We start from the raw sequence: 25,404 nt of genomic DNA, 5'->3' as shown, positions 1-25,404 counted from the left end.
TTGCTGTGGAAGATGACGCTATGAAAGAACTTGTGGTCGTTGCCATTGGCGGCAACAGCATTATCAAAGATAACGCCAGCCAGTCGATTGAGCACCAGGCTGAAGCCGTAAAAGCCGTTGCCGATACGGTGCTGGAGATGTTGGCATCGGACTACAACATTGTGCTGACGCACGGCAACGGGCCGCAGGTGGGACTCGATCTGCGGCGCGCAGAGATTGCCCACGAGCGTGAAGGCTTACCGCTGACGCCGCTGGCAAACTGCGTCGCCGATACCCAGGGTGGCATTGGTTATCTGATCCAACAGGCGCTGAATAACCGTCTGGCGCGGCGTGGCGAACAGAAAGCGGTCACCGTGGTCACGCAGGTGGAGGTCGACAAAAACGATCCGGGATTTGCCAACCCCACCAAACCGATCGGCGCGTTCTTTAGCGACGCTCAGCGTGATGCGCTACAGCTGGCCAATCCGGGCTGGCGCTTTGTTGAGGATTCCGGGCGCGGCTACCGTCGGGTCGTCGCTTCGCCGGAGCCGAAGCGCATCGTCGAAGCCGAGGCGATTAAAGCACTGACCCAGCAAGGCTTTGTGGTGATTGGCGCGGGCGGCGGTGGGATCCCGGTGGTACGTAGCGATCAGGGGGATTACCAGAGCGTAGATGCGGTGATTGATAAAGATCTCTCCACCGCGCTGCTGGCGCAGGAGATCCGCGCCGACGTGCTGGTGATCACCACCGGCGTTGAGAAAGTGTGTATTCATTTTGGCAAGCCTGAGCAGCAGGCGCTGGACACCGTGGATATTGCAACAATGACCCGCTACATGCAGGAAGGGCATTTCCCGCCGGGCAGTATGTTACCCAAAATCGTTGCCAGCCTGACGTTTCTCGCCCGTGGCGGCAAACGGGTGATCATCACCACGCCGGAATGCCTGCCCGCCGCGCTGCGCGGTGAAACAGGCACCCATATTGTCCATTCCTGAAAGGAGATGCGAATGAAGGAAAGTAACAGCCGCCGTGAGTTTTTAAGCCAGAGCGGAAAAATGGTCACCGCTGCCGCGCTATTTGGCGCGGTCGCTCCGGTCGCGTATGCTGCGGATCCTGTCGGGACAACCCGTTGCGCGAAGAACACGATGACGATTAACGATAAACACTACTACCTGGATAACGTCCTGCTGGAAGCGGGATTTGATTACGAAAACGCCGTGGTGGTGCATACCCGTACCGCACTGCAAACCGTAGAGATTCAGGACGGGAAAATTGTTGCGCTGCGTGAGAATAAGCAGCATCCGGATGTCACGCTGCCGCACTACGATGCAGGCGGAAAGCTGATGCTGCCCGCCATGCGCGACATGCACATCCATCTGGATAAAACCTTTTATGGCGGTCCATGGCGCTCACTCAACCGCCCGGCGGGCACCACTATTCAGGATATGATTCGCCTGGAACAAAAGCTGCTGCCTGAACTGCAGCCGTATACGCAAGAGCGTGCGGAAAAGCTTATCGACCTGCTGCAATCAAAAGGTACCTCGATTGCCCGCAGCCACTGCAATATTGAGCCGGTTTCCGGGCTGAAAAATCTGGAGAATCTACAGGCGGTGCTGGCGCGTCGTCAGCCGGGTTTTGCCTGTGAGATCGTGGCATTTCCGCAGCATGGCCTGCTGTTATCGAAGTCTGAACCGCTGATGCGTGAAGCGATGCAGGCGGGGGCGCAGTACGTAGGTGGGCTGGACCCAACCAGCGTGGACGGGGCGATGGAGAAATCCCTCGACACCATGTTCCAGATTGCGCTCGATTACGACAAAGGTGTGGATATCCATCTGCATGAAACCAGCCCGGCAGGTGTGGCGGCGGTGAATTACATGGTGGAAACGGTAGAGAAAACCCCGCAGTTGAAGGGCAAGCTGACCATCAGCCATGCGTTTGCGCTGTCTACGCTGAACGAGCAGCAGGTGGATGAACTGGCGACCCGCCTGGTGGCGCAGCAAATTACCATTGCCTCGACGGTGCCGATTGGCACGATGCACATGCCGCTGAAACAGCTGCGCGACAAAGGCGTGGTGGTGATTACCGGCACCGACAGCGTGATCGACCACTGGTCGCCGTACGGGCTGGGGGACATGCTGGAAAAGGCGAATCTGTACGCGCAGCTTTATATTCGCCCTAACGAACTCAACCTGTCGCGGGCGCTGTTCCTTGCCACCGGCGATGTGCTGCCGCTCAACGATAAAGGCGAACGCGTATGGCCAAAAGCACAGGATGAGGCCAGCTTTGTGTTGGTGGATGCCTCCTGTTCTGCCGAGGCTGTCGCTCGAATTTCTCCCCGTACCGCAACCTTCCATAAAGGCCAACTGGTGTGGGGGAATGTGGCGAGCTAGTCAGGTTTCACGCGCAGCGGCAAAGGTCGCTGCGCGCTATTGTGACTCGTGTTACCCCACGATCCCCATATAACCGTGAATGCCCATATATACGCCGACCATAGCAATCAACACACTGGAAAAATAGGGGGCTTTGCGCGCCAGCGTGTTAAACCCGCTCCAGCGTTTGGCTGCCTGCTGCACGCTGATGGCCGCGCCTACACCCACCGTAACCAGCGTTATTGCCAGACCGACGCTAAAGCACAACACCATGGTGGCCCCCAGCGTAAAAGCTTTGAGCTGGATGCAAATCAGCAATACGGTGATGGCGGCAGGGCACGGGATCAGCCCGCCGGTCAGGCCAAACAACAAAATTTGCCCGTTGGTAACCTCTTTACCCGCAAAGCGGCGCTGGATATCCGTGGCATGCGCCCGTTCGTGGGCATCCTGATACTCTTTTGAACCTTCAGCAAAGCCTGCCAGCGCGGCATGATCGTGTTCGTGGTGATGATCATGATGATGGTGGTCATGGTCATGGTGGTGATCATGGTGATGATCGTGCCCGTGGTCGTGATGCGCGTCGGCCAGCCAGTTCTGCTCCCCGCGCCATGTGCGCCAGAACATCCACAATGCGGTACTCAGAATAATAATCGCCGAGACAAACTGTAACCAGGGTTCGACCGCCTGGGCGGTAAAGGCTTTGCTGATATACATCCCACCCAGTGCAATCAACCACACCACGGCGGTGTGCGACAGCGTCGCCGCCAGTCCCAGCATGACCGCCTGTTTGATGGTGCCTTTAATGGCGATGATAAAGGCCGCCATCATGGTCTTGGAATGCCCCGGCTCCAGGCCGTGCAGCACGCCCAATAAAATCGCACTGGGAATAAAGAACCAGGCGTTGCCCTGCTGAAGAAGCGTCGAAAATTCACCCATGAGAATGATTCTTAGTTGGTTTGTTTCGTCAGATTCTACTCCCCCCCAGTACCGAATACTACCCCCCAGTAGATCGGCACTGTATAGTACGTCATGATTTATGCAACGGGGACAGGACGATGTCACATACGATCCGCGACAAACAAAAGCTCAAAGCCCGCGCGAGTAAGATTCAGGGGCAGGTAGCCGCGCTGAAAACTATGCTTGATGAACCGCATGAATGCGCCGCCGTTTTACAGCAGATTGCGGCAATTCGCGGCGCGGTAAACGGATTAATGCGTGAAGTGATTAAAGGTCATCTGACCGAGCATATCGTGCATCAGGGTGATGAAATCAAGCGTGAAGAGGATCTGGACGTCGTGCTGAAGGTGCTGGACTCCTACATCAAATAATTCAGTTTAACGGCTCATCCACATAGTGGAATGAGCCGTTAAACAACACGTTCTAGCCAAAAAACATCACAGATACGCACAGCAGACCGACAATCAGGGTGATCAGATTGCCCACCGAGCGGTACGGCTTCAGGGCCGGGATCAGATAGGTAGACAACGTCGGCATGATGAACAAAATCATGGCGATCAACGGCCCGCTAATCGCGTAAATCATTGAAATTGCATTTGGATTAATGCAGCAAATGATAAACGTGATGGTGGAGACCAGCATAATAGACAGGGCGCGGTTAAAGGCCCGGCTTTTCTTCACACCGACCTGGTGCAGCGACGTTTTGACCAACTCTGTCGCCCCTTCAATCACGCCAAAGTAGGTGCCGAGGAACGATTTTGACATCGCCACTACGGCGACGATGATCCCGGAAATCGACAGCCATGCGGGCGCGTTGGGCATCATCGACAGCGCGGACAGAATGGTCACACCCTCGTGCTTCGCATCTTCAATGTAATTTACCGGAATCGACATCAGACAGCTGAAGACGAAAAACAGCACGCTCAGGCAGATGATAACGTAGGCGACTTTCATGATTTTTTTGCATTTACCCATGGCCTGCTCGCCGTATTTCTCACGTCTGTCGATAGCAAACGTGGAGATAATCGGCGTATGGCTAAAAGCGAAAACCATCACGGGAATCGATATCCAGACCTGATGCAGCGTGTGCTGATCAAACGACATCTGGCCGGTGAGTAACGTTGGCTGCCAGCTTCCGGTCAGGTAGAGCGACAGAAACAAAAAGTAAGCGATCAGCGGGAATACCAGAAAACCCATCACCCGAATGGTGGCCTGGCGACCCATCAGAAAAATCAAATTCAGCACCAGCACTACGCCGAGACTGACCAGCATACGTACGCGGAGATCGATCACGATATGTTTTGCCAGCTGTTCGGTGAGTGAGTTGGTGATCGCCACGGCGTAGATCAGCACCACCACAAAGAAGGCCACAAAATAGAGGGTGGTAATCAGGCTGCCTATCTTTTTGCCGTAATAGTGGGTGACTGCGCCAGTGATCCCTTCACCCGCTGAGGTTTTGGATGACAGAATAAACTGGCACAGCGCTTTATGTGGCCAGTAGGTTAAAGGCCAGGCGACGAGTGCGGTGATAAACAGCACCACCGCGCCAGCAGAACCCAGCTGTATGGGGAGGAAAAGGGTTCCTGCGCCGACGGCAGTCCCGTATAACGCGAAGCTCCAGAGAGTCTCTTCTTTTGACCAAATTTTCGACATTATTTGAACGTATCAACTATAAAATAAACAAAAAGAAGCGCAATTTACCACAAATGAGCGGGGCTGGGGGAGGTGTGAGCATGTGGGCGGGAGAAGGGATGAATAGGCGGAATGGAGATAATTCCGACTATTCATTGGATTATCAGGCAGTAACGCGCTGCTGGCGACGTTTCATTACGCGTTCGCGTAATGTGTCATACGCCCAGTTATAAAACATGGTGTACGGCAGGAAGAACAGGAAGAAACCAATTTCCAGGGTGAATGCTTGCAGCAGGCTGACGTTCAGCACATACGCCATAATGCTCACTCCAATCACAATAAACCCACTTTCAAAACCTAACGCGTGAAATGCGCGGACCTTAGCCGTACGTTTTACCAGGTGAGTCGGCCATAAGCGGTCAAACAGGGCGTTATAAATGATATTCCAGATCATCGCCGTGGTCGCCAGAAGTATGGTCAATCCGCCCATTTCCAGCACTGAGCGCTGCATCAACCACGCGGCGGTTGGCGCGAGAACGGCGGTGGCAATACCCTCAAAACAGACGGCGTGAAAAATACGTTCCATTAACGAACGGCGTTGGACTGTATCGTGTTGCATAACCTAAAACCTTCTTTGATGCCCGGATAACGGAATAGTGGTAATTTTATCGTTTTATGTGATATCTAAAAGATAGAATCCATCGATAAAGTAGATAGTTCATGCGCTACTCTCCTGAAGCATTAACGGCATTTGTTGAGACCGTCTCCTGCGGCTCATTTTCTTCGGCGGCGCGGCGGTTACGCAAAAGTCAGTCCACCATCAGCACGGCGATAGCCAATCTGGAAGCCGATCTCGGCTTTGCGTTGTTTGACCGCTCTTCACGTCAACCCACGCTCACCGAGCAAGGCAAGCGGATTCTTGGCTATGTGCAGGCGATTCTGTCGGCCAGCGAGCGGCTGGACGAGGCGGCGATTTCGCTGTCGGGCGCAACGGAAGCACGTCTGACTTTTGTGCTTTCGGACACCCTGCATCCGGATGTGTTGGAAGATTTGATGGTGCAGTTTGACCGACTGTTTCCACACACCGAGTTTGAATGTCTGATTGGCGAAGATGAGGATGTGATCGATCTGCTGCAAAAGGGACGTGCGCAGGTTGGTCTCCTTGAAGCGCGTGAGGATTACCTCACGGACATGGGCGTCACACGCCTGCCGATGCAAACCTGGATGGGGTTGTACGTTGCGGCTTCGCACCCGCTGGCGGTGCAGGAAAAACTGCAGTGGGAGCAACTGCGTACCTGGCGCGAACTGCGGCTAAATACCTATCTGGAAAGCGGCACTAACGTGGCGCGCGGTCCGGTGTGGTCAGCGCCTAACTATTTATTGTTGCTCAGTATGGCGGTGCAGGGATTTGGCTGGTGTACGCTGCCTTGTGCGCTGGTGGAGGAGTTTGCAGCGGAAAAACCGCTGGCACAGCTGAAGGTACCTGGCTGGCCTAAGGCTATCTCTATCGATTTGCTGTGGAACAAGAAATCGCCGCCTGGCGTGGCGGGAAGCTGGCTACGCGATCACTTACAACAGGGTGGCGTTTCGATGATAGATAAATGATACACATTTCCTTTGTGATAAAACTCACCATTTTTTAAACAACTAAGATAACTATTCTTAACAATCATCTACTATTGCGCTGTCATTTTGCGCTGAGGTAGTGATGAAAGAGGTTGTGATAGTGGGGGCGTTGAGGACACCAATTGGCTGCTTCCAGGGTACGCTGGCACGCCACTCTGCCGTTGAGTTAGGCAGTATGGTGGTCAGGGCGTTAATGGAACGCACCGGGGTGGATGTTCACTCTATTGATGAAGTGATCCTGGGTCAGGTCCTCACGGCGGGGGCAGGGCAAAATCCGGCACGCCAGTCTGCCATTAACGGAGGACTCCCCAACACCGTTTCCGCCATCACCATTAACGACGTTTGTGGCTCGGGCCTGAAGGCGTTGCATCTGGCGACGCAGGCTATCCAGTGCGGTGAAGCCGACATTGTGATTGCCGGTGGACAAGAGAATATGAGCCGCGCCCCACATGTCTTGACCGACAGTCGCACCGGGGCGCAACTCGGTAATAGTCAACTGGTCGATAGCCTGGTGCACGACGGCCTGTGGGATGCTTTCAACGATTATCACATGGGCGTTACCGCGGAAAACCTGGCGCGGGAATACGGTATCAGCCGTGAATTACAGGATGCCTACGCGCTTCACTCGCAACACAAAGCGCGTATGGCGATCGATGCTGGGCGGTTTAAAGATGAAATTGTGCCCGTGGTCACTCAGCGTAACGGGCAATCGATAGTGGTGGATACCGATGAACAGCCGAGAACCGATGCCAGCGCAGAAGGGCTGGCGCGTCTGGATCCTACCTTTGATCGTTTGGGGTCCGTTACGGCGGGTAACGCGTCATCAATAAACGATGGTGCTGCTGCCGTGATGATGATGAGCGAAGCCAAGGCCCAAGAGCTGAACTTACCCGTGCTGGCGCGCATTCGTGCCTTTGCCAGCGTCGGGGTTGATCCTGCGTTGATGGGCATTGCGCCGGTGTACGCGACGCGACGTTGCCTGGAACGAGTTGGCTGGCAATTGGCAGATGTTGATCTTATCGAAGCCAACGAAGCGTTTGCCGCGCAGGCGCTTTCTGTCGGCAAAATGCTGGAGTGGGATGAACGCCGGGTGAATGTGAACGGTGGGGCCATTGCGCTCGGTCATCCGATTGGGGCGTCCGGCTGCCGTATTCTGGTTTCACTGGTCCATGAAATGGTGAAACGCCGGGCGCATAAAGGTCTGGCAACGCTGTGCATCGGCGGCGGTCAGGGTGTGGCGCTGGCCATCGAACGTGACTGATCCGCTCTAAATTAATCCTCTCAAATACGCCTTCCTGCCGCGCTGTCCATGCAAATGTGACAGCGCTCACCTGTTATATTTTGAAATAAGTAAAATCTATTCAGAAAAACTCTGAAGCAAAATCCTTCCTCTGATTTACCCTTTTCGCTTATAACTTAATTAATAATACAAAAGCGTATAATTATCACAGGTAATATAACTTGCGTTATTAACTGCGTGTTTTATTGTATCTCATTGTTTTTAATGCAAATTGTTGTGATTAATACTTCTGCCATTCATTTTAAATAAAATGAACCGTGATCATGATCTTTGTTTTCGGGTTTTTAGATGATTTTTGTTTGATATTCATCACGCTGTTGTTGTCCATTTTTTTTGAAACAAATAATTACGATCATGATCACTAAAATAGTGGTGTTAAAAAAATAAAATGCAATTCCATAAAAAAGGAACATCATTTTAATTTGAGGGTAGCATATGTTTAAGAACACTCTGGTGCTTGCGTCTTTAATTGGTGCGTCATTTGCAGCGCAGGCTGTCACCGTTGACTTACGACATGAATATATTGATAGCGGGTCTAATGCTGATCGCGTGTCGGTGTCGCATCGTTTTGAAAATGGTTTAGGTTTTACCGTTGAAGCAAAATGGAAATCGGGTGGTGATAAAGCTGACCAGCCTTTTGCTGATGTAGTGGGTAACGGTCATGAAGACTCAATTAACTGGCGTTGGAAAGCAACCAGCAATATTGCGGTAACGCCAGGTCTGACACTTGAAAGTAATGACAGCCGCACCATCTACAAACCGAACCTGCACCTGCAGTACAGTTTTGAGAATGGTTTCTATGTCGCTACCCGCTATCGTTATGAATATACACGCTATCCTTCAAGCTCCAATAAAGAAGATGATAAGGTAAACCGTGGGGATGCGTGGGTTGGTTTTGTGCTGGGTGACTGGCGTACTGAGCTGAACTATGTTTACGCCAAAAGCACCGAAGGTGTAGCGCGTAATAATAATAAAACCTACTCCAATGAATATAATGCCAAGTTAGCCTATAAGTGGGATAAAAACTGGGCACCGTATGTTGAAGTCGGGAACGTGGGTGTGAAAACAACGGATGAGCGTCAAACTCGTTTCCGTATGGGCGTCGCCTATTCTTTCTAAATACCATCAATAGCTGGCGAAATACCCCGGAGATGTTGGCCGGGGTTTTCTGCTGCTTATTATTTATAGTCTTGAGCTTTTCTATTAATAAAAAAAGCCCTCCGCGAGGAGGGCAAGGCCAGTTACAGAAACATTAAATTAAAAACAGGGCACAATCATTTCGGGGACTACAGTTGAAACAGTTCCGGCTGCTCGGGCAGTTTGGCAATGTACAACGCCGGTTTGCCATCTTTGTCTGAGCTAAAAAGTACCGCGCGATCGTCTGGTGTAAACGACGGATGCGGGTGGGTGACCTGACGGCTGTTTGCCACGGTAGCCCAGGAAGTATCGTGGCGTGCGATGCGGAAACAGCTTTTCTTCGCTACATCAAATCCATACAGATAAGGGTCGTTATCGATGGTGTAACCGCCAGTATCCTTCACGTCTACCGGTGTACCTGAACCATCGCCGACCAGCAATGTGCCATCAAAATTGCTCATTAAATGCGAGCAGGCAGGCATTAACATTACGGCTTCATTAACGCCGGTATCAGGATTGTAGCTGGAGATGGTGCGTCCTTGCTGACCTTTCAGGTACGAGACATAGACCAGCGCCGAGCCGTTCGGGACCCAAAATTCATGGGTGCAACTTTCACCCTGCGCATGATCCTTAACTTTACGCACGTTACTGCCGTCTTCATTGACCAGCCACATTCGCGCATCGACCAAATCGTGCGGACCTTCATGGCAGAAAGCGACGGTGTTATCGTCGAACGGACGGTAAATCGGATGACCCAGCCAGTTTTTCTCTTCGTGAATCACCGCGCTGTCGCCGGTACGTAAATCGACGCGCAGCAGTCGGCAGTGCGGGCCTTTATGGAAGAAGTCATGGAACAGCTGCCAGCTGTTTAACGGTGTCCAGTCGCTTTTAGCAATTTCGATACCGACCAGTTTTGTACAGTCGCTGTTGGCAACCCAGGTACCGTAGCCCACCCAGTCATCAGACACGCGGTACACTTCGCGTTCTGCCAACGTCTTGAGATTCACTTCCAGCAGGGTGCGGTCGTTTTTGACATAGTAGAGGGCACTGTCGTCCGGCGATAAAAAACCGCCGAAGGTATTATCACCTGCGCCTTCGGTTAACTGAACGGCTTCGGCTTTGGCAAGATCCAGTAAATAGTAGTTCCAGTGACCATCAAACTCACCGGCGAACAGCAGGTGACTGCCATCATTAAAGAAGCATTTCTGATAGAAATAGTTTCGATGACAGGTTACTTCTGGTGGGGTCAGTCGGGTGACTTCCACGCCTGTATCCGGATCGCGGCTGATCTCATAGTTCAGCTTGACCCGCATGCCTTTAGCCATAATGCACTCCTTTTACCGTACGCAGGATTTCAGCAATCTGCGTCAGCACCCAGATTTATGATGAATTTAAAAACCAAGTGATAATTTATCAAAACAGTGTTTCATCATGTGTGATTGATGACGCAATTTGTAACAAAAAGCATAAGAAAGCATTTCTGCGGCGAGAGGTTGTTGAATGCTTTATCTCTACCTCCATGGAGTTATCATTTCTTATTATTTTACATCTATCTGTTTTATATGGTTTTTAAATCCAGTTGTTTTTTGTTATCTGCCGATTTTCCGTCACTAGCGTGATCGCAACTACACTTTTGATAATAAGATGCAGAAAAAGTGAAACATCGTTTTAGTTGTAATTGAAAACGCGTTCCGGGAGAGATATCATTAACGCATTAGGAAAAACGGAACGACGTTTCGCTATCCGATAACGTATTCACGGTCAATTTATCACTGGAGGTAAATGTGGACGTAAGACAAAGTATCCACAGTGCGCATGCTAAAACCCTGGACACCCAGGCGCTGCGTAACGAATTTTTGGTAGAACAGGTATTTGTCGCAGACGAATACACCATGGTTTACAGCCACATCGACCGTATTATTGTCGGCGGGATTATGCCGGTGGCCAAAACCGTTTCCGTTGGTGGTGAAGTTGGCAAACAGCTGGGCGTAACGTATTTCCTCGAACGCCGTGAGCTGGGCGTGATCAACATCGGTGGTCCGGGCACGATTACCGTCGATGGTCAATGCTATGAAATCGGTCACCGCGATGCGCTGTATGTCGGTAAAGGTGCCAAAGAAGTGGTGTTTGCCAGCCTTGATGCGGCAACTCCGGCGAAGTTTTACTACAACTGTGCACCGGCACACACCGCGTACCCAACCAAAAAAGTCACGCCAGCAGACGTTGCGCCGGTGACGCTGGGCGATGATCTCACCAGTAACCGCCGTACCATCAACAAATACTTTGTGCCGGATGTTCTGGAAACATGCCAGTTGAGCATGGGTCTGACTGAACTGGCGCCGGGTAACCTGTGGAATACCATGCCGTGCCATACCCATGAACGCCGCATGGAAGTCTATTTCTACTTCAATATGGAAGAAGACACCTGTGTATTCCACATGATGGGGCAGCCTCAGGAAACGCGCCATATTGTGATGCACAACGAGCAGGCTGTTATTTCTCCAAGCTGGTCTATCCACTCTGGCGTGGGCACAAAAGCCTATACGTTTATTTGGGGTATGGTCGGCGAAAACCAGGTCTTTGATGACATGGATCACGTTGCAGTAAAAGATCTGCGCTAGTCGCGGGCGGCCACTCAGCCTGTCGGTGATGGGCACTATAAAAAATAAGGATTAACAATGATTTTGAATGCATTCTCTCTTGAAGGTAAAGTCGCCGTTGTGACAGGTTGTGACACCGGTCTGGGCCAGGGTATGGCGCTGGGTCTGGCGGAAGCGGGCTGCGATATCGTGGGTATCAACATTGTTGAGCCGACAGAAACTATCGAACGTGTTACTGCCCTGGGCCGTCGCTTTTTAAGCCTGACTGCCGACCTGCGTCAGATTGACGGTATTCCGGCACTGCTGGAGCGCGCGGTGGCAGAATTCGGCCATATCGATATTCTGGTGAACAATGCGGGTCTTATTCGTCGTGATGATGCGATCGATTTCAGCGAAAAAGACTGGGACGACGTCATGAACCTGAACATTAAGAGCGTATTCTTTATGTCCCAGGCGGCGGCGAAGCACTTCATCGCGCAGGGCAACGGCGGGAAAATTATTAACATCGCCTCTATGCTCTCCTTCCAGGGTGGCATCCGCGTGCCGTCTTACACCGCATCAAAAAGCGGCGTGATGGGCGTAACCCGCCTGATGGCGAACGAGTGGGCAAAACACAACATCAACGTCAATGCGATTGCACCGGGCTACATGGCGACCAACAACACGCAACAGCTGCGTGCTGATGAGCAGCGTAGCGCAGAAATCCTCGATCGTATCCCGGCAGGCCGTTGGGGTCTGCCTGACGATCTGAAGGGGCCAATCGTATTCCTGGCCTCCAGCGCATCTGACTACATCAATGGTTATACCGTTGCAGTAGACGGCGGCTGGCTGGCGCGTTAATTCCCTCTCCAGTATTAAAAAACCTGCCAACGGCAGGTTTTTTTTGGTTTTAAGTTATTTTAATCCATATTATGGTTATAAATTAATCCATAGATAATTTCATATGTATGAAACGGTAATATTTAATACTCTTTAATATCAGTGTATTAAATTTTATTGAGTAATTATCTATAAATTTTAAAATTGTAATGTCCATCACATAACGGTATGGGCTAGCTATTTTATCCATAACTATGCCGTTTCCAGCCTGACGCCCCTGGCAAGGGATCCCTTATTTTCAGTTTTATGTCTTACTCTGTTTCTGGCAGGAAAAAATGGTCTCAATTAATCATGATGCTGCATTAGCACCGCGCGCAATGCGCGACACGCGACGTATGAATCTGTTTGTCTCAGTTTCCGCTGCTGTCGCAGGATTATTATTTGGTCTGGATATTGGGGTGATCGCGGGTTCGCTGCCGTTTATCACTGAACACTTTGCGCTAAGCAGTCGTTTGCAGGAGTGGGTAGTCAGCAGCATGATGCTGGGTGCGGCAATTGGCGCACTGTTCAACGGCTGGCTCTCTTTCCGTCTCGGGCGAAAATACAGTCTGATGGTTGGGGCAATCCTCTTTGTTCTCGGATCGTTGGGATCGGCATTCGCGACAAGCGTTGAGCTTCTGATCGCCGCCCGGGTAGTACTGGGTGTAGCCGTCGGGATTGCTTCCTATACCGCGCCGCTTTATCTCTCAGAAATGGCCAGTGAAAACGTGCGCGGAAAAATGATCAGTATGTACCAGCTGATGGTCACGCTGGGCATTGTGCTGGCCTTTTTATCCGATACGGCGTTCAGCTACACCGGCAACTGGCGGGCCATGCTCGGCGTGTTGGCCCTGCCTGCGGTGGTGCTGATTGTTCTGGTGGTTTTTTTACCGAACAGCCCGCGCTGGCTGGCGCAAAAAGGGCGTCATATTGAAGCCGAAGAAGTGCTGCGTATGCTGCGAGATACCTCGGAAAAAGCCCGCGATGAACTGAATGACATCCGCGAAAGCCTGAAGCTAAAGCAGGGCGGATGGGCGCTGTTTAAGATCAACAGTAACGTGCGTCGTGCGGTTTTCCTCGGTATGTTGCTGCAGGCGATGCAGCAGTTCACCGGGATGAACATCATCATGTACTACGCGCCGCGGATTTTTAAGATGGCGGGCTTTACCACCACAGAACAGCAGATGATTGCCACCCTGGTGGTTGGCTTAACCTTTATGTTTGCTACGTTTATCGCCGTCTTTACCGTCGATAAAGCCGGGCGTAAACCGGCGCTGAAAATTGGTTTTACCGTGATGGCGCTGGGAACATTGGTGCTGGGCTACTGCCTGATGCAGTTTGATAACGGCACGGCATCCCGCGGGTTATCGTGGCTGTCCGTCGGCATGACCATGATGTGTATCGCCGGCTATGCGATGAGCGCCGCACCGGTGGTGTGGATCCTGTGCTCGGAAATTCAGCCGCTGAAATGCCGTGACTTTGGTATCACTTGTTCCACCACCACCAACTGGGTGTCGAATATGATCATCGGGGCAACGTTCCTGACGCTGCTCGACAGTATTGGCGCGGCCGGTACATTCTGGCTTTATACCGCGCTGAATGTCGTATTCATTGGTATTACGTTCTGGCTTATTCCTGAAACCAAAAACGTCACCCTGGAACATATCGAACGCAAACTGATGGCGGGAGAGAAGTTGCGGAACATCGGCGTGTAATGTTAATGCCCGGTGGCGGATTTCGCTTACCGGGCCGACAGGTTCGCATTGGCCGGGTAGGGCGAAGCCGCCACCCGGCTTTTTATTTAGCGCATCGCGCGTTTCAGGATACGTTCAGCCTGACGCTGGAAGTCTGCAGCAGCTTCTTCCACGGTTTTCTGACCGTAGTCGATGTACTGCAGTGACGTACCGAACTGCGCCACGATCTGCGGGTCATCAAAGTATGGCGACACGGTGAGTTTGGTTGGCAGCGACTGCGCCAGACGTAACCCAGCGACGGACGGATCGTTTTCTTTGATGGTGCCGTTTTGCGTCAGGATTTCAACGGCTGCTTTACTCAGCGGCACGCCGCGCTCCAGACCCAGCGTTTCGACACCTTCTTTGCTGTTCAGCAGGAAGTTAATCACTTTCGCGGCGGCTTCCGGATTTTTCGTGGATTTGCCAATAGACAGCATCTGCGCAGGTTTAAAGAACAGCCCTGCGTCCGTGGCACCTTCCATCATCGGGTAGCTACCCAGATCCAGCTTCGCCGGTGGCTTCAGGTTATCTGAATACTTGTTAATGGTGGAGTTCCACATGTAGGTGCCACCCCATTCGCCCTGGATCCACGGCTTCATTTCATACATGTTGCTCTTACCAAACGACGCATAGTATTTGGTGTCTGGCATTACGTGGCTATCAACCAGCTTTTTATAGGTCTGGAAGAACTCAACCCACTGCTCTTTGGTGTAGGAGAATTTCTTGGTCTTTTCATCTACGGCTGGAATGTTGTACTTCTGGATCATGTACGAGTTCAGCAGCGCCAGCGTGTCCTGATGCTCCAGTACCACCGGGTAGTACTGTTTGCCGAGCTTGCTTTCGAACGTTTTGCCCGCAGCCATCAACTCATCCCAGGTTTTCGGGTATTCAACGCCCGCTTTTTTCCAGGTTTCATCGTTAAAGTAGAACACGCGCGCGGTGACGGAAATGGGGATCCCGTTCAGCTTGCCGTTAACGGTAGTGGACTGCAGTTCTTTTGGATCGAACTGGCTTAAGTCGATCACGTCCTTCATTTTGTTCAAGTCGTAAAAACCGTCGCCATTTTTCGAGAAAATCGGCAGCCAGTTCCAGTTGGTTTGCATCACATCCGGCTCGGTACCGCCCGCAATCTGCGTGGTCAGGCGGGATAAGTGACCATCCCAGCCGGTATATTCGGCTTTGACGGTGATATCCGGGTTCAGCTTGTGAAACTCTTCTAACGCTTTCAGCGTGACCTGGTGGCGGCCATTGCCCCCCCACCAGGACATACGTAAATCAACATCCTTTGCCATAGAAGGCAGCGCGGTCAGGCCCAGAGTGGCGGAGATAGCGGCGCTTAAAAGCACTTTTTTCATTTTTATAACTCCATTAGAGAGAGATGTTCTTTTCAGTTTTTGCGTCAAAGAGATGACATTTATTTATATCGAACTTGAAATGCACCTTGCGGTTAAGACCTTTATCAATCATTGGCTTAGCTTTATCTGAAGGGATGCGAGCAGTCAGTTCGTAATCTGCCACTTTCAGGTAAACAAAGAATTCATGGCCCATGTTCTCCACGCGTACCATTTCGCCACTACAGTTGCCTTCGGCAAAAGGCTCTTCGGCGACGTCGACGAATTCCGGACGGATGCCGTAGAAGACATCCTGACCGACATAAGAAGAGACTTTCTCCTGCTTTTCGTCGTTCAACGGCATGGTTTCATTGCCGATGGCAATGTGCAGGCGTCCCTCTTGTTCCACCAACTTGCAGGGGCGAATGTTCATCTCCGGTGCGCCGATAAAGCCAGCCACGAACATATTTTTCGGCTTGTGGTACAGGTTATCCGGGGTATCAACCTGCATGATGTGTCCCAGTTTCATCACGCAGATGCGGTCACCCATGGTCATCGCTTCGGTCTGATCGTGGGTCACGTACACGGTGGTGGCCGGCTTGCCGGATTTCTTCAACTGCTTGTGCAGGTCGGAAATACGGATACGCATTGAGGCACGCAGTTTGGCATCAAGGTTGGACAGCGGTTCGTCGAACAGAAACACGTCCGGTTTCTTCACAATCGCACGGCCAACGGCCACACGCTGTGCCTGACCACCGGAGAGCTGGCGAGGCAGGCGCTCCAGCAGTTCTTCCAGTTCGAGGATCTTCGCTGCTTCGTTTACCTGGGCATCAATCTGTGCCTTCGGCATTTTGCTTAGCTTCAGGCCGAACGCCAGGTTCTCACGCACCGTCATGTGCGGGTACAGCGCATAGTTCTGGAATACCATCGCAATCCCGCGCTCCTTCGGTGCCAGATTGTTCACAATCTTCTCGCCGATACGCACTTCGCCGCCGCTGATGGTTTCCAGACCTGCCAGCATACGCAGGGTGGTGGACTTGGCGCAGCCGGATGGCCCGACAATCACCATGAATTCCCCTTCTGCAATTTTCAGGTCGATACCATGTACCGCTTTGAAGCCGTTGGAGTACACTTTTTCCAGTTTATTAAAAATCACTTCAGCCATGATATTTCCCTCTTAACCTTTAATTCCGCTGCTGGTAACGCCCTGTACGAAGTAGCGTTGTGCCAGGAAGAACACAATGATGGATGGCAGAATGGAGATACTCGCCATTGCCAGAATTTCGTTCCACGGCGCACCTTCGGTAACGTCGATGGACATTTTCAGCGCCAGTGCAATCGGGTATTTATCCACGCTGTAGACATAAATCAGCGGCCCGATAAAGTCGTTCATTGACCACATGAACTGGAACAGAGCGACAGAGATGATGGCCGGTTTCAGAATCGGCACCACCACGTACCACAGCACCTGGAAGGAGTTACAGCCGTCAATCTGCGCCGCTTCTTCCATGTCACGCGGTACGCCGCGCAGGAACTGAATCAGCATGAAGACAAAGAACCCTTGCGTGGCGAAGGCCAGCGGCAGGTACAGCGGCATATAGCTGTTCAGCATGCCCATTTCACGGAACATCAGGTACTGCGGGATCAGCAAGACGGTGCTTGGTAGCAGCATGGTGGTGATGAGCGTGGCGAACCAGAATTTCTTCCATGGGATCTCGAAGCGGGCAAAGCCGTATGCCACGATGGTGGAAGAGATAATGGTCAGGATGACTTTCGGAATCACATACTTAAAGGTGTTCAGCATGTAATGGCCGAAGGTGTATTCGGTACCGGTTTTCCAGCCGTTGACGAAGCCATCCCAGGTGGCGTTTGCAGGCCACAGGCTCAGGGTGGTGAAGATCTCGTGGTTCGGTTTGAACGAGGCCGAGAACATCCACACCAGCGGGTACAGCATCAGCAGCCCTACCAACAGCAGGATCACGTAGCGGATGGCCGCGTTAATTTTTTCCCGACGCAGGGTGCGGGCAACTTCACGCTCAGCGATGCTCTGAGCTTCAGAGATTTGTTGGATATCAGCCATTTTTGCCTCCCTTATCGGCGGAATAGAACACCCAGTATTTCGAAGACTTGAAGGCAATGGCCGCAAAGACCGCAACAACCAGGAACAATACCCAGGCCAGCGCCGCGCCGTAGCCCATGTCAAAGTACTTGAAGGCCGTGTCGTAGATGTACAGGGAGAACAGGTAGGTGGAGTAGGTTGGTCCGCCGCCGGTTATCACGTACGGGCCAGTAAACTCCTGGAATGCCTGTGTGGTCTGCATGATGAAGTTGAAGAAGATAACCGGCGTAATCAACGGCACGGTGACTTTCATAAACATCTGCCATTTGGATGCGCCATCGATCATTGCCGCTTCGTACTGAGACTGCGGTACGTTTTGCAACGCCGCGAGGAAGATAACCATCGCGGAGCCAAACTGCCAGACGCGCAGCAGGGTCACGGACATCAGTGCCAGCGAGGGTTCACCCAGCCAGTTAACCGGGTCAAAGCCTAATACACCGATAAAGCTGTTCAGCAGACCGTCGATGGCAAACAGCGCACGCCACAGCACGGCGATAGCCACGGAGCTACCGAGGATGGACGGAATATAGTAAGCCGTACGGAAGAAGCCGATACCGCGTAATTTAAAGTTAAGAACAAACGCAATCCCTAATGCAAATGCCAGTTTCAATGGGATTGTCAAAAATACGTAGGCGAACGTCACGCCCATGGATTTCCAGAAGAGAGCATCTTCTGTCAGCATGTAGCGATAGTTCTCGATGCCGTTAAACACCGGCGGACTCATCAAGTCATACTCAGTAAAACTGAGGAAGAAAGATGAAACGAATGGGAAGGCGGTAAAGATTATCAACCCTATGATATAGGGTGATATCCACGCCAATCCCAGCATTCTGTTTTCATTCATACATACCTACCTGGCGAGTAATGGTTTAATACGGATTCGGTTGTAACGAACCGGACATACTCTGGATGCCCGGTGTGTCGGCGTTCTGTGTCTGTTTGCGATACCAATACTCCCTGTTAATGATTGATATACAATGCTTTTAATGTTGTCATTAACCGGTTGTCATCCTAACGATCAACATGAATGAACCGCCGTTCTTGATTTGTAAAACATCGTTTTAATTTATTTTATTGCGATTTGTTTCTACGTCATTCACATAATGATGGAAATGTGATCAAAGTCGAAACGGCGTTTCAAATAGGTGAGGTGCGCGTCATATTTTAAAAATTCCTGCCGGATTTCTATGGGTTATGACGACATGTATGGCAGCTTTTTGGGCGGGTTAAAGTAATGAAAGTTATATTATTAACATGCTAACAATGCGATTGCGGGCATAAAAAAGCCTTCCACTAAGGAAGGCTTGAAATAAAGGGGGACATTATTTTTTCAGGAAGTCTTCACGTACCGGTGTGAAGGTATCCAGTAATGTTCCCGGCTTTAAACACACGCAGCCGTGCATAATATTGGGCTGTTTATATAACGTGTCACCGGCGCGCACGACATGCTTTTCTTCGCCAATGGTAAATTCAAATTCACCTGACAGCACGTAGGTTAGCTGCTCGTGCGGGTGGCAGTGCATTGGGCCAACTGCGCCTTGTTCAAAGTTGACTTCAACGGCCATCATTTTGCCATCGTGAGCCAGAATGCGGCGGCTTACGCCATTGCCCAAATCTTCAAGGGTGGTTTCTTTATGAAAAATAAACATCCGGCAGTCCTGTAGTATGTTGAAACAATGTTTCATTAAATTTATATCAGAAAGAGTAAAAAAGAAACGCTTGCTCACAGATGTGGAAAGTTGATCACATCTTTGCTTCACTGGCATGACGGTAACGAACGCGGGGAAAATGATGAAAACGATCGGTCTGTTAGGTGGTATGAGCTGGGAATCGACCATTCCTTATTATCGCTTGATTAACGAAGGCGTAAAACAGCGATTGGGTGGCCTGCATTCGGCGCAGATCCTACTGCACAGCGTGGATTTCCATGAGATTGAGCTGTGTCAGAGTCGTGGCGAGTGGGATAAAGCGGGCGACATTCTGGCGCAGGCTGCGCGGGGACTTCAACAGGCCGGTGCCGAGGGCATTGTGCTGTGTACCAACACCATGCATAAGGTGGCCGGGGCGATTGAAGCCGCCTGTGATGTGCCGTTCCTTCATATTGCGGATGCAACAGGACGCGCCATCAGTCAGCAGAATATGAATAATGTGGCGCTGTTGGGTACGCGCTACACCATGGAGCAGGATTTCTATCGCGGTCGCCTACAGGATGAATTTGGTATTAGCACCTTGATTCCCGAACAAGGCGATAGGCAGAAAATTAACCAGATAATTTTTGACGAGCTGTGCCTCGGCGAATTCAGCGACGCCTCGCGCGACTATTACCTGAGTGTGATAGGCGACCTGGCGAGCCAGGGAGCGCAAGGGGTGATTTTTGGCTGTACCGAGATTGGTCTGCTGGTGCCAGCAGAATTAAGCCCACTACCGGTGTTTGATACGGCGGCGATTCATGCGGCTGATGCGGTGGAGTTTATGCTGTCTTGATGCTGGGGTGCCGGATGGCGCTTGCGCTTATCCGGCCTACATTATGGGGCAGGCCGGATAAGCGCGTTGTTAGATGCTGTTCAGGCTGGGGCTAAATTCCACGGTCAGTACGCCTTTATAGTATCCGGCGGCTTTGTCGGTGACGCGGAATTTATCCACAATCAGCCGCAGCGGTGCAGGGGAGCAAAGGACAGGATAGGTAATCGACGGTAGTCGTACCGGACGTACTTGATCCTGACCGTTTTCTCCGGCTTGTAGAGTGAAGGAATCGTTGTTTTTAACCGTTCTCCAGCCTTTGCTGTGAGGATCGAACATTTCCACGCGGTAATCGACTCGTTCGGCTTCATCTGTTCCGCCCGTGGCGGTGTTATAGATGGAGAAATAGCCGTCTTTGCGAGCCGCCGCCGTTTTGCCTTCATCTCTAAATGACAGCTCCATGCTGTCACTGTTGGAGTTGAAGCCGTCGTACAGGCACATATCCAGATTGGTAACATCTTCGACATAGCTGTTGCTGGTGACCGAACCGGTTGGGTGCAGATCAAGCTGTACCAGCGGATTCGCGCCGTTAAATTCCGGGAAGTAGATATCCTGTTTGCCGGTGGCTTTGCCTTTGAGGGTGATGTCGGCTAAATAAGTGATTGAACTCGCGCCCGCTTCCCATTTTATTTTAACCTGGCCTTCCCATACCCCCCCAACGGGGAGGTTGTTCATTTCGGTTTGCGGTATCCAGACTGTTAGCGTTTTTGTGTTTGTTATGAAGCTATAGTCGTCACCATAGCAGTTTACTGCGGGATAACGGTTGAGTGCGCGTTTTCCGCCGCAATATGTTCCTTGACCATTTGAATCAATATACAGTGGCTCTGTATAAGCTTGCAGTTTTAGTGGATGAGTCATACGACTTCGCTTCTCGGTCAGTATTATCGTGATGGTTGAACCATTACTCTGATGTGTACAGGTTTGCTTTATATTCGAATATCCGCAGGTGTAAGTTGAGTACTGTGGGTCATAACCTATCGCACCTCCGTAATCGCGGTTCCATAAGTATGTATCGGCAGGTGCGCCGGAAGGGATCTCATAATCTTGGGTGCTAGTGACGTTGGGGGTGGGGCCGTTATAGCTTTCGGCTTGCGAATAGCCACTCACCATTAATCCACATACCATTAAAAAGGTGATTAATTTCATTGCACACTCTCCCTTTGTGCGGTTTCTAGCGCTTGTCTGCGCTGTGATTGCTTAAGCTGTGCCTGTACCTGAATTGGCGAAGGCAACTGATCGTAGGTCACCACAGAGCATTGAATATCTCCGGCAAAGCGAATGCTGGCGCGTTTCTTCAGTACCTTCAGTGGGCATTTCAGGAATGACTGACCAGCCAATACGTACAGATCGCGTGAAGAGCTCTGCATTTCCAGCGTGAACCCACCGTCATCTGCCATCAGCAACATCGCACTGTTTACCCCAATGACTGGATATTTTTTCAGCGCTTCCGGCAGCAGCAGTCGGCCAATATAGTTGTAGTTAAAGGTAGCGGACACCTCGCGATAGCGCAGTTTACCTGGCAGCAACATCAGGCTCTGTTTACCTGAACCGGTAATCAGGTTGGTGGTACCGGTCTGGTTTTTACGTGCGCTGTCGTTGATGTCGACGTAACCCATTTCATAACCGGTGTAAGGGAACAGGACCGATTCATCGCCTGTCAGGCTGGCTTTACTGCCATTTGTGGTGGCATCCACGGACAAATCATCGGCATCGGCGTCGTCCATTTTTTTCACCGCGATTAGCACGGCTGCCGATGGGTCACCGTTACCCGCGCGGCCAACCTGCACTCCGTGGCAGCTGACGGCAAGCGTGGAGCTATAGCTGCCGGTAAAGGCGGTACTGTGATCGCGGTCCTGCGTGTCGTAGCTATCGGTGAGATAGGCGCTGAGGTTGCCATACAGACCATCAATACGACCGTTGACGCCGCTGTCGAGGGTATCAGTATTAATACCGCCAAGGCTCACACCCACTTCTTTATGGTTGACGTTATCGTCATACCAGGTCCGTGCCAGATTCCAGGATGTCTGGTCGCTACTGTTTTTACTGGTGCGATAATCGGCACCGATGGTGGTGCTACGGCTGCGCGCGTTATTATCCTGGCGCGGCATCTCACTGAAGGTAAACATAAAGTAGGCACCGTTATCGTTGCCGGTGCTGTCGTTGTTGTTACGCGTAAATACGCCGAGGTTGGTGTTCAGGATCCAGCTAGTCAGGCTGAAAGAGCGTGAGGCGCTAAACTGGATAGTATCTGAGGTGGAATTAGCGCTTGCCTGGTTGAAATAGTTATCACTAAAGTCTTCGTCGTTGTCCCAGCGCGTGCGATAGTCCGCATGGTTGCGGGTGCGGTTCCAGTTTAAGGAAAGGCTCCAGCTTAAGATGTTTTGTGATAGACCTGCGCTGATGCTTTCAAAACAGTTGAGATCGTAATCTTCAGAATCAGTATCGCCGGAACACTGACCGCCGCTAGTATCTTTTCGGTACAAGTTCAGTGAGGGCAAGTTCTCCACCCGCCAGTTGAGCTGCTGCATGTTACCGCGGCCACCCTGGTCGTTATAGAAAAAGCCGGTTTGCAGATCCATATCACCCAAAGCACCCAGTGCCGGGGTGATATGACCGTTAACTTCCGCAGAAAAGTTATTGTCTACCGAGGCCACGCCGAGCATCAGCTCGCTTTGTGCCGTTACCGGAAGCCGCACGCCAGCCTGGGCAGAGGTGGAACCGTCATCGCTATAGCTTGTTGATGAACTGGAGTCATCCGCCAGTTTACCCGCCTGGATAAACCACTGGGCATGGCCGTCCGTTATGCTCCCCGTTTTGGTAAAAGGAACCACTTCAGTACGGGCAAGCTGATTGCTTTCATAAATTTTCAGCTGAAGGGTGTAGCTCCCTGACGGGAACGAGCTGGTGTCGAGTGACTGATTGCCGCCGTTTAAGTAAAACGAACCGAGCAGTTGGTTATCGCGATAGGCATCAACGCGTGAGCTGCGCGAAAGCAATACGTTGACCGGTGTGCCCTGGCCCGCCTGTTCGCGGTTGAGATAGCTCAAGGTCGATCCTGCGCGAACCCCGTCAAAGGCGTCAAGCGGCAGGAAGGTGAAATTAAAGTTACCGCCATCAAGATTAAACAGGCTGCGGCTATCCATTCGCCCGCCTTGAACGTAAAAGCGGCTCATGAGATCATAGCGATAGTACAGTTCGCTGACGTCAACATCAGTCTCGGTTTCACCATCGCTCTCGTTGCCATTCAGGCTCCAGTAACCGCCAATGTAGCTGTTATCGGTGATGCCTAATGCGCCCGTACCTTGCAGATATGCCGATTTAAAATCGTCCTGGATGGCGACGTTAATATCCTGCTGATGGATGAACGCGTTAACGATATCATCATCCTGGCTTGCTTTCAGATAGAGAGCGGTTTGGGTGCTGTCGGGATACCACTCTTTATTTAAGAAGAGATTGACGGCGTTCTGCTCGTCATTATAAATCAGTGCGACGTCGTTAGTGGTGAGATAACCGCAACCAGCGCCGCTGTTTACCGTCGAACAGGCAAGTTCACCGTGACGTTCAAGAGGCTGGCTGAGTTTTGCTACAACGGTTTTGATACGATCTTGATCGTTACCCAGGGCCATTGCGGTGATAATCTTTTGGGGCTGTTCAAACTTAACGGTATCAAGGTTCACGGTGGCGTAAAACTTACCCAGATTGCGTCCTGCAAGATAGACGTCAATATATTCCTGCTGGCCCTGCACGATGGCTTCAAATCCTGGTGGAATTGAGTCTGTACGTGCATGAGCGACATTGAGTATGGAAAAGATTAATAGCCCAAGAATTGATTTTTTCATTACTCAATCATCTTCCTTGATATAGTAAAAAATGAACCGAAGACTTTTCTTCGGTTCATTGGGTTTATTGCAGTAAAAATTAGATAGTGCCGGCGTTCTGGTACAGATAGATGCTGACAATACCCTGATAGGTACCGGTAGTCAGAGGTTCCTGCGTGGTCTGTGCGATCTGCAGGGCTTTAGCTACAGAACCTGTTTTCAGTGCGGTATCAGCATTCGGGAACAGTTCTTTTGCTGCCAGAGTTACCGCGGTAGTAGACAGCGCTTCGCCGCCCCAGGAAACGGTCATCGGAACGGTGTCACCACCCAGGCTGTTAACCAGAACGGCATCGCTGGTCAACTGCATCATGACATCTTTAGTCACGTCATTTGCCCAGATTTTGGTCTGTAGCTGGTAAGGAACCAGACCGGTGCCTGGGATATACTGCATATCAACGTTTTTTGGCAGCGCAGAGTTATCAACCTGAGTCATATCCAGCGCGGCATCAACGGTTGCAGTAACGGTAATATCTTTCTGTACTGCCATTGCAGAACCCATTACAGAAACCATTGCCAAAGCGAGTAAGGATTTAGAGATAACTGATTTCATTTACTTATATTCCATGTAATAAACTACTGATTAATGAATTGGGAAGTCCTGCGAGTGCTTTGACTTGTCAATCCAGTTCCAATACTGAACAACGACCCGGTCGTAATTCAATATGTTTTTAGGTACATAGCTAGCGCGTGGGTAAATATTATTACCAACATCCTGCCATGCACAGTCTTTGTCTGATTGTGATTTTTTACACAATCCTATTTTTAATATTTTAAAACGCTGGTTACCGGTGTTTGTTATTTTTCCATCGGCAAGCAGGTTGATTTTTAGCTGCGGGTTTTCTGGTGGGACGCTGACGAGTACACCCCAGATAAGATTAATGGTTAATTGCGACTTGGTATTTTGAGTCCCTTCAAGCGGGTCATCAAGCTGCGGTACTGCCTCGAACTTCACACGGTAAGTTGTCTCTTCCTTTACCGGCTCCATTGCGACCAGTCGTACCATTTTAGTGGCGCCAGCGGGGAGGGCGAATTTGGGAGGCATAACGACAATCGCGGTAGGATCGCCATTTTTAATTTCAGTTTCTTTTTCTTGGGTTGTGCCGATACCGGTAATATTAAGAATTGACGTCTTAATATATTGCACATCGCTGGAGCGAGAAATAACACGCACGCTGCTTTCGCCTTGATCGTTCATATCAACTGACATGGGATAGACGGACATATTTGCGTGGCAGAGCGGGGCCAAACATGCTAGTGAAATAGCACACAGGTTTAACTTTAGTGTCATGTTATAATTCCCTGTTAGTCATTCTGTTATTCAGCATCCTGTTGAATAAGTAATGCGCTAGGGAAGGTGCGAACAAGTTC

The 25,404-nt window shown here is 51.0% G+C and carries 23 protein-coding genes; 10 read left to right on the top strand and 13 right to left on the bottom strand.

Translation table 11 applies throughout. The features are described 5' to 3' along the window. Positions 1–20: 20 nt before the first annotated feature. Together FDW95_RS12490 and FDW95_RS12485 are read left to right on the top strand one after the other, a co-directional pair. Entirely contained in the window at positions 21–971 is a 951-nt protein-coding gene (locus FDW95_RS12490) for a carbamate kinase family protein (protein WP_115257552.1), read from the top strand. 12 nt (positions 972–983) lie between these two features. Next, positions 984–2,366 (top strand): amidohydrolase family protein, encoded by a 1,383-nt coding sequence (locus tag FDW95_RS12485; protein WP_096755822.1) that lies wholly within the window; start codon positions 984–986, stop codon positions 2,364–2,366. A gap of 51 nt (positions 2,367–2,417) precedes the next feature. On the opposite strand, the gene FDW95_RS12480 is transcribed toward FDW95_RS12485, so the two are convergent. Next, positions 2,418–3,281, bottom strand: coding sequence for a nickel/cobalt efflux protein RcnA (locus tag FDW95_RS12480; protein ID WP_115257553.1), 864 nt, complete (start codon positions 3,279–3,281; stop codon positions 2,418–2,420). A 119-nt stretch (positions 3,282–3,400) separates the two neighbouring features. On the opposite strand from FDW95_RS12480, the gene rcnR reads away from it, so the two are divergent. Next, positions 3,401–3,673, top strand: a complete 273-nt coding sequence (gene rcnR, locus FDW95_RS12475; protein ID WP_016154292.1) for a Ni(II)/Co(II)-binding transcriptional repressor RcnR — start codon at positions 3,401–3,403, stop codon at positions 3,671–3,673. 52 nt (positions 3,674–3,725) lie between these two features. Here rcnR and FDW95_RS12470 read toward each other — a convergent pair whose 3' ends face one another. Continuing rightward, a complete protein-coding gene (locus tag FDW95_RS12470) occupies positions 3,726–4,955 on the bottom strand; it encodes an amino acid permease (protein ID WP_115257554.1) in 1,230 nt (409 codons plus the stop codon). A 142-nt stretch (positions 4,956–5,097) separates the two neighbouring features. Beyond that, a complete protein-coding gene (locus FDW95_RS12465; protein WP_115257555.1) occupies positions 5,098–5,553 on the bottom strand; it encodes a multidrug/biocide efflux PACE transporter in 456 nt (151 codons plus the stop codon). Positions 5,554–5,654: 101 nt separating this feature from the next. On the opposite strand from FDW95_RS12465, the gene FDW95_RS12460 reads away from it, so the two are divergent. The 3 genes from FDW95_RS12460 (at position 5,655) to FDW95_RS12450 (ending at position 8,979) form a co-directional block, all read left to right on the top strand. Further along, a complete protein-coding gene (locus FDW95_RS12460; protein ID WP_115257556.1) occupies positions 5,655–6,539 on the top strand; it encodes a LysR family transcriptional regulator in 885 nt (294 codons plus the stop codon). Positions 6,540–6,642: 103 nt separating this feature from the next. Beyond that, positions 6,643–7,821 carry an acetyl-CoA C-acetyltransferase gene (locus FDW95_RS12455; protein WP_096755827.1) on the top strand — a complete coding sequence of 393 codons (1,179 nt, stop codon included), beginning with the start codon at positions 6,643–6,645 and terminating at the stop codon, positions 7,819–7,821. 474 nt (positions 7,822–8,295) lie between these two features. Beyond that, on the top strand, positions 8,296–8,979 hold the full coding sequence (locus tag FDW95_RS12450) for an oligogalacturonate-specific porin KdgM family protein (RefSeq protein ID WP_096755828.1): 684 nt from the start codon (positions 8,296–8,298) through the stop codon (positions 8,977–8,979). A 167-nt stretch (positions 8,980–9,146) separates the two neighbouring features. Here the strand turns inward: FDW95_RS12450 and FDW95_RS12445 are convergent, their stop codons facing one another. Further along, positions 9,147–10,322: an oligogalacturonate lyase family protein gene (locus tag FDW95_RS12445; protein WP_096755829.1), complete on the bottom strand. Its 1,176-nt coding sequence runs from the start codon at positions 10,320–10,322 to the stop codon at positions 9,147–9,149. 459 nt (positions 10,323–10,781) lie between these two features. On the opposite strand from FDW95_RS12445, the gene kduI reads away from it, so the two are divergent. The 3 genes from kduI to FDW95_RS12430 all read left to right on the top strand — a co-directional run bounded on the left by kduI (position 10,782) and on the right by FDW95_RS12430 (position 14,170). Continuing rightward, positions 10,782–11,618 carry a 5-dehydro-4-deoxy-D-glucuronate isomerase gene (gene kduI, locus FDW95_RS12440; RefSeq protein ID WP_096755830.1) on the top strand — a complete coding sequence of 279 codons (837 nt, stop codon included), beginning with the start codon at positions 10,782–10,784 and terminating at the stop codon, positions 11,616–11,618. Positions 11,619–11,675: 57 nt separating this feature from the next. Continuing rightward, on the top strand, positions 11,676–12,437 hold the full coding sequence (gene kduD, locus FDW95_RS12435) for a 2-dehydro-3-deoxy-D-gluconate 5-dehydrogenase KduD (RefSeq protein WP_096755831.1): 762 nt from the start codon (positions 11,676–11,678) through the stop codon (positions 12,435–12,437). 314 nt (positions 12,438–12,751) lie between these two features. After that, complete coding sequence (locus FDW95_RS12430) at positions 12,752–14,170, top strand: sugar porter family MFS transporter (RefSeq protein WP_115257557.1); 1,419 nt, start codon at positions 12,752–12,754, stop codon at positions 14,168–14,170. A gap of 86 nt (positions 14,171–14,256) precedes the next feature. Here the strand turns inward: FDW95_RS12430 and FDW95_RS12425 are convergent, their stop codons facing one another. The 5 genes from FDW95_RS12425 to FDW95_RS12405 form a co-directional block, all read right to left on the bottom strand. Then, a complete protein-coding gene (locus FDW95_RS12425; RefSeq protein WP_115257558.1) occupies positions 14,257–15,543 on the bottom strand; it encodes an ABC transporter substrate-binding protein in 1,287 nt (428 codons plus the stop codon). Between the two features lie 13 nt (positions 15,544–15,556). Further along, positions 15,557–16,684, bottom strand: coding sequence for an ABC transporter ATP-binding protein (locus tag FDW95_RS12420; RefSeq protein ID WP_096755834.1), 1,128 nt, complete (start codon positions 16,682–16,684; stop codon positions 15,557–15,559). Between the two features lie 12 nt (positions 16,685–16,696). Next, the gene (locus FDW95_RS12415; protein WP_096755835.1) at positions 16,697–17,599 is read right to left on the bottom strand and encodes a carbohydrate ABC transporter permease; all 903 of its coding nucleotides are present in this window, start codon (positions 17,597–17,599) and stop codon (positions 16,697–16,699) included. After that, the gene (locus FDW95_RS12410; RefSeq protein ID WP_096755836.1) at positions 17,592–18,482 is read right to left on the bottom strand and encodes a sugar ABC transporter permease; all 891 of its coding nucleotides are present in this window, start codon (positions 18,480–18,482) and stop codon (positions 17,592–17,594) included. The genes FDW95_RS12415 and FDW95_RS12410 overlap by 8 nt, the downstream gene beginning before the upstream one ends. Positions 18,483–18,960: 478 nt before the next feature. Then, a complete protein-coding gene (locus FDW95_RS12405) occupies positions 18,961–19,287 on the bottom strand; it encodes a cupin domain-containing protein (protein WP_096755837.1) in 327 nt (108 codons plus the stop codon). Positions 19,288–19,429: 142 nt separating this feature from the next. On the opposite strand from FDW95_RS12405, the gene FDW95_RS12400 reads away from it, so the two are divergent. Beyond that, complete coding sequence (locus FDW95_RS12400) at positions 19,430–20,122, top strand: aspartate/glutamate racemase (RefSeq protein ID WP_115259903.1); 693 nt, start codon at positions 19,430–19,432, stop codon at positions 20,120–20,122. Positions 20,123–20,191: 69 nt separating this feature from the next. On the opposite strand, the gene FDW95_RS12395 is transcribed toward FDW95_RS12400, so the two are convergent. From FDW95_RS12395 to FDW95_RS12380, 4 genes are all read right to left on the bottom strand, one after another. Further along, complete coding sequence (locus FDW95_RS12395) at positions 20,192–21,304, bottom strand: CfaE/CblD family pilus tip adhesin (protein WP_137363516.1); 1,113 nt, start codon at positions 21,302–21,304, stop codon at positions 20,192–20,194. Further along, on the bottom strand, positions 21,301–23,997 hold the full coding sequence (locus FDW95_RS12390) for a TcfC E-set like domain-containing protein (protein WP_115257559.1): 2,697 nt from the start codon (positions 23,995–23,997) through the stop codon (positions 21,301–21,303). The genes FDW95_RS12395 and FDW95_RS12390 overlap by 4 nt, the downstream gene beginning before the upstream one ends. A gap of 79 nt (positions 23,998–24,076) precedes the next feature. Continuing rightward, positions 24,077–24,586, bottom strand: coding sequence for a CS1 type fimbrial major subunit (locus tag FDW95_RS12385; protein WP_115257560.1), 510 nt, complete (start codon positions 24,584–24,586; stop codon positions 24,077–24,079). 30 nt (positions 24,587–24,616) lie between these two features. Continuing rightward, entirely contained in the window at positions 24,617–25,324 is a 708-nt protein-coding gene (locus FDW95_RS12380; protein ID WP_115257561.1) for a fimbria/pilus periplasmic chaperone, read from the bottom strand. Between the last annotated feature and the right edge of the window lie 80 nt (positions 25,325–25,404).

Origin of the sequence: Citrobacter sp. wls718, assembly GCF_005280945.1 — a bacterium.
Lineage (GTDB): Bacteria > Pseudomonadota > Gammaproteobacteria > Enterobacterales > Enterobacteriaceae > Citrobacter > Citrobacter gillenii.
Note: the sequence above shows the minus strand (reverse complement) of the source record. Positions and strands in the feature narration are given on the sequence as shown.

What these genes read in the sequence shown, in the direction of transcription:
- FDW95_RS12490 (WP_115257552.1), top strand. Translation starts at nt 21, where the DNA reads ATGAAAGAACTTGTGGTCGTTGCCATTGGCGGCAACAGCATTATCAAA.
- FDW95_RS12485 (WP_096755822.1), top strand. Translation starts at nt 984, where the DNA reads ATGAAGGAAAGTAACAGCCGCCGTGAGTTTTTAAGCCAGAGCGGAAAA.
- FDW95_RS12480 (WP_115257553.1), bottom strand. Translation starts at nt 3,281, where the DNA reads ATGGGTGAATTTTCGACGCTTCTTCAGCAGGGCAACGCCTGGTTCTTT.
- rcnR (WP_016154292.1), top strand. Translation starts at nt 3,401, where the DNA reads ATGTCACATACGATCCGCGACAAACAAAAGCTCAAAGCCCGCGCGAGT.
- FDW95_RS12470 (WP_115257554.1), bottom strand. Translation starts at nt 4,955, where the DNA reads ATGTCGAAAATTTGGTCAAAAGAAGAGACTCTCTGGAGCTTCGCGTTA.
- FDW95_RS12465 (WP_115257555.1), bottom strand. Translation starts at nt 5,553, where the DNA reads ATGCAACACGATACAGTCCAACGCCGTTCGTTAATGGAACGTATTTTT.
- FDW95_RS12460 (WP_115257556.1), top strand. Translation starts at nt 5,655, where the DNA reads ATGCGCTACTCTCCTGAAGCATTAACGGCATTTGTTGAGACCGTCTCC.
- FDW95_RS12455 (WP_096755827.1), top strand. Translation starts at nt 6,643, where the DNA reads ATGAAAGAGGTTGTGATAGTGGGGGCGTTGAGGACACCAATTGGCTGC.
- FDW95_RS12450 (WP_096755828.1), top strand. Translation starts at nt 8,296, where the DNA reads ATGTTTAAGAACACTCTGGTGCTTGCGTCTTTAATTGGTGCGTCATTT.
- FDW95_RS12445 (WP_096755829.1), bottom strand. Translation starts at nt 10,322, where the DNA reads ATGGCTAAAGGCATGCGGGTCAAGCTGAACTATGAGATCAGCCGCGAT.
- kduD (WP_096755831.1), top strand. Translation starts at nt 11,676, where the DNA reads ATGATTTTGAATGCATTCTCTCTTGAAGGTAAAGTCGCCGTTGTGACA.
- FDW95_RS12430 (WP_115257557.1), top strand. Translation starts at nt 12,752, where the DNA reads ATGGTCTCAATTAATCATGATGCTGCATTAGCACCGCGCGCAATGCGC.
- FDW95_RS12425 (WP_115257558.1), bottom strand. Translation starts at nt 15,543, where the DNA reads ATGAAAAAAGTGCTTTTAAGCGCCGCTATCTCCGCCACTCTGGGCCTG.
- FDW95_RS12420 (WP_096755834.1), bottom strand. Translation starts at nt 16,684, where the DNA reads ATGGCTGAAGTGATTTTTAATAAACTGGAAAAAGTGTACTCCAACGGC.
- FDW95_RS12415 (WP_096755835.1), bottom strand. Translation starts at nt 17,599, where the DNA reads ATGGCTGATATCCAACAAATCTCTGAAGCTCAGAGCATCGCTGAGCGT.
- FDW95_RS12410 (WP_096755836.1), bottom strand. Translation starts at nt 18,482, where the DNA reads ATGAATGAAAACAGAATGCTGGGATTGGCGTGGATATCACCCTATATC.
- FDW95_RS12405 (WP_096755837.1), bottom strand. Translation starts at nt 19,287, where the DNA reads ATGTTTATTTTTCATAAAGAAACCACCCTTGAAGATTTGGGCAATGGC.
- FDW95_RS12400 (WP_115259903.1), top strand. Translation starts at nt 19,430, where the DNA reads ATGAAAACGATCGGTCTGTTAGGTGGTATGAGCTGGGAATCGACCATT.
- FDW95_RS12395 (WP_137363516.1), bottom strand. Translation starts at nt 21,304, where the DNA reads ATGAAATTAATCACCTTTTTAATGGTATGTGGATTAATGGTGAGTGGC.
- FDW95_RS12390 (WP_115257559.1), bottom strand. Translation starts at nt 23,997, where the DNA reads ATGAAAAAATCAATTCTTGGGCTATTAATCTTTTCCATACTCAATGTC.
- FDW95_RS12385 (WP_115257560.1), bottom strand. Translation starts at nt 24,586, where the DNA reads ATGAAATCAGTTATCTCTAAATCCTTACTCGCTTTGGCAATGGTTTCT.
- FDW95_RS12380 (WP_115257561.1), bottom strand. Translation starts at nt 25,324, where the DNA reads ATGACACTAAAGTTAAACCTGTGTGCTATTTCACTAGCATGTTTGGCC.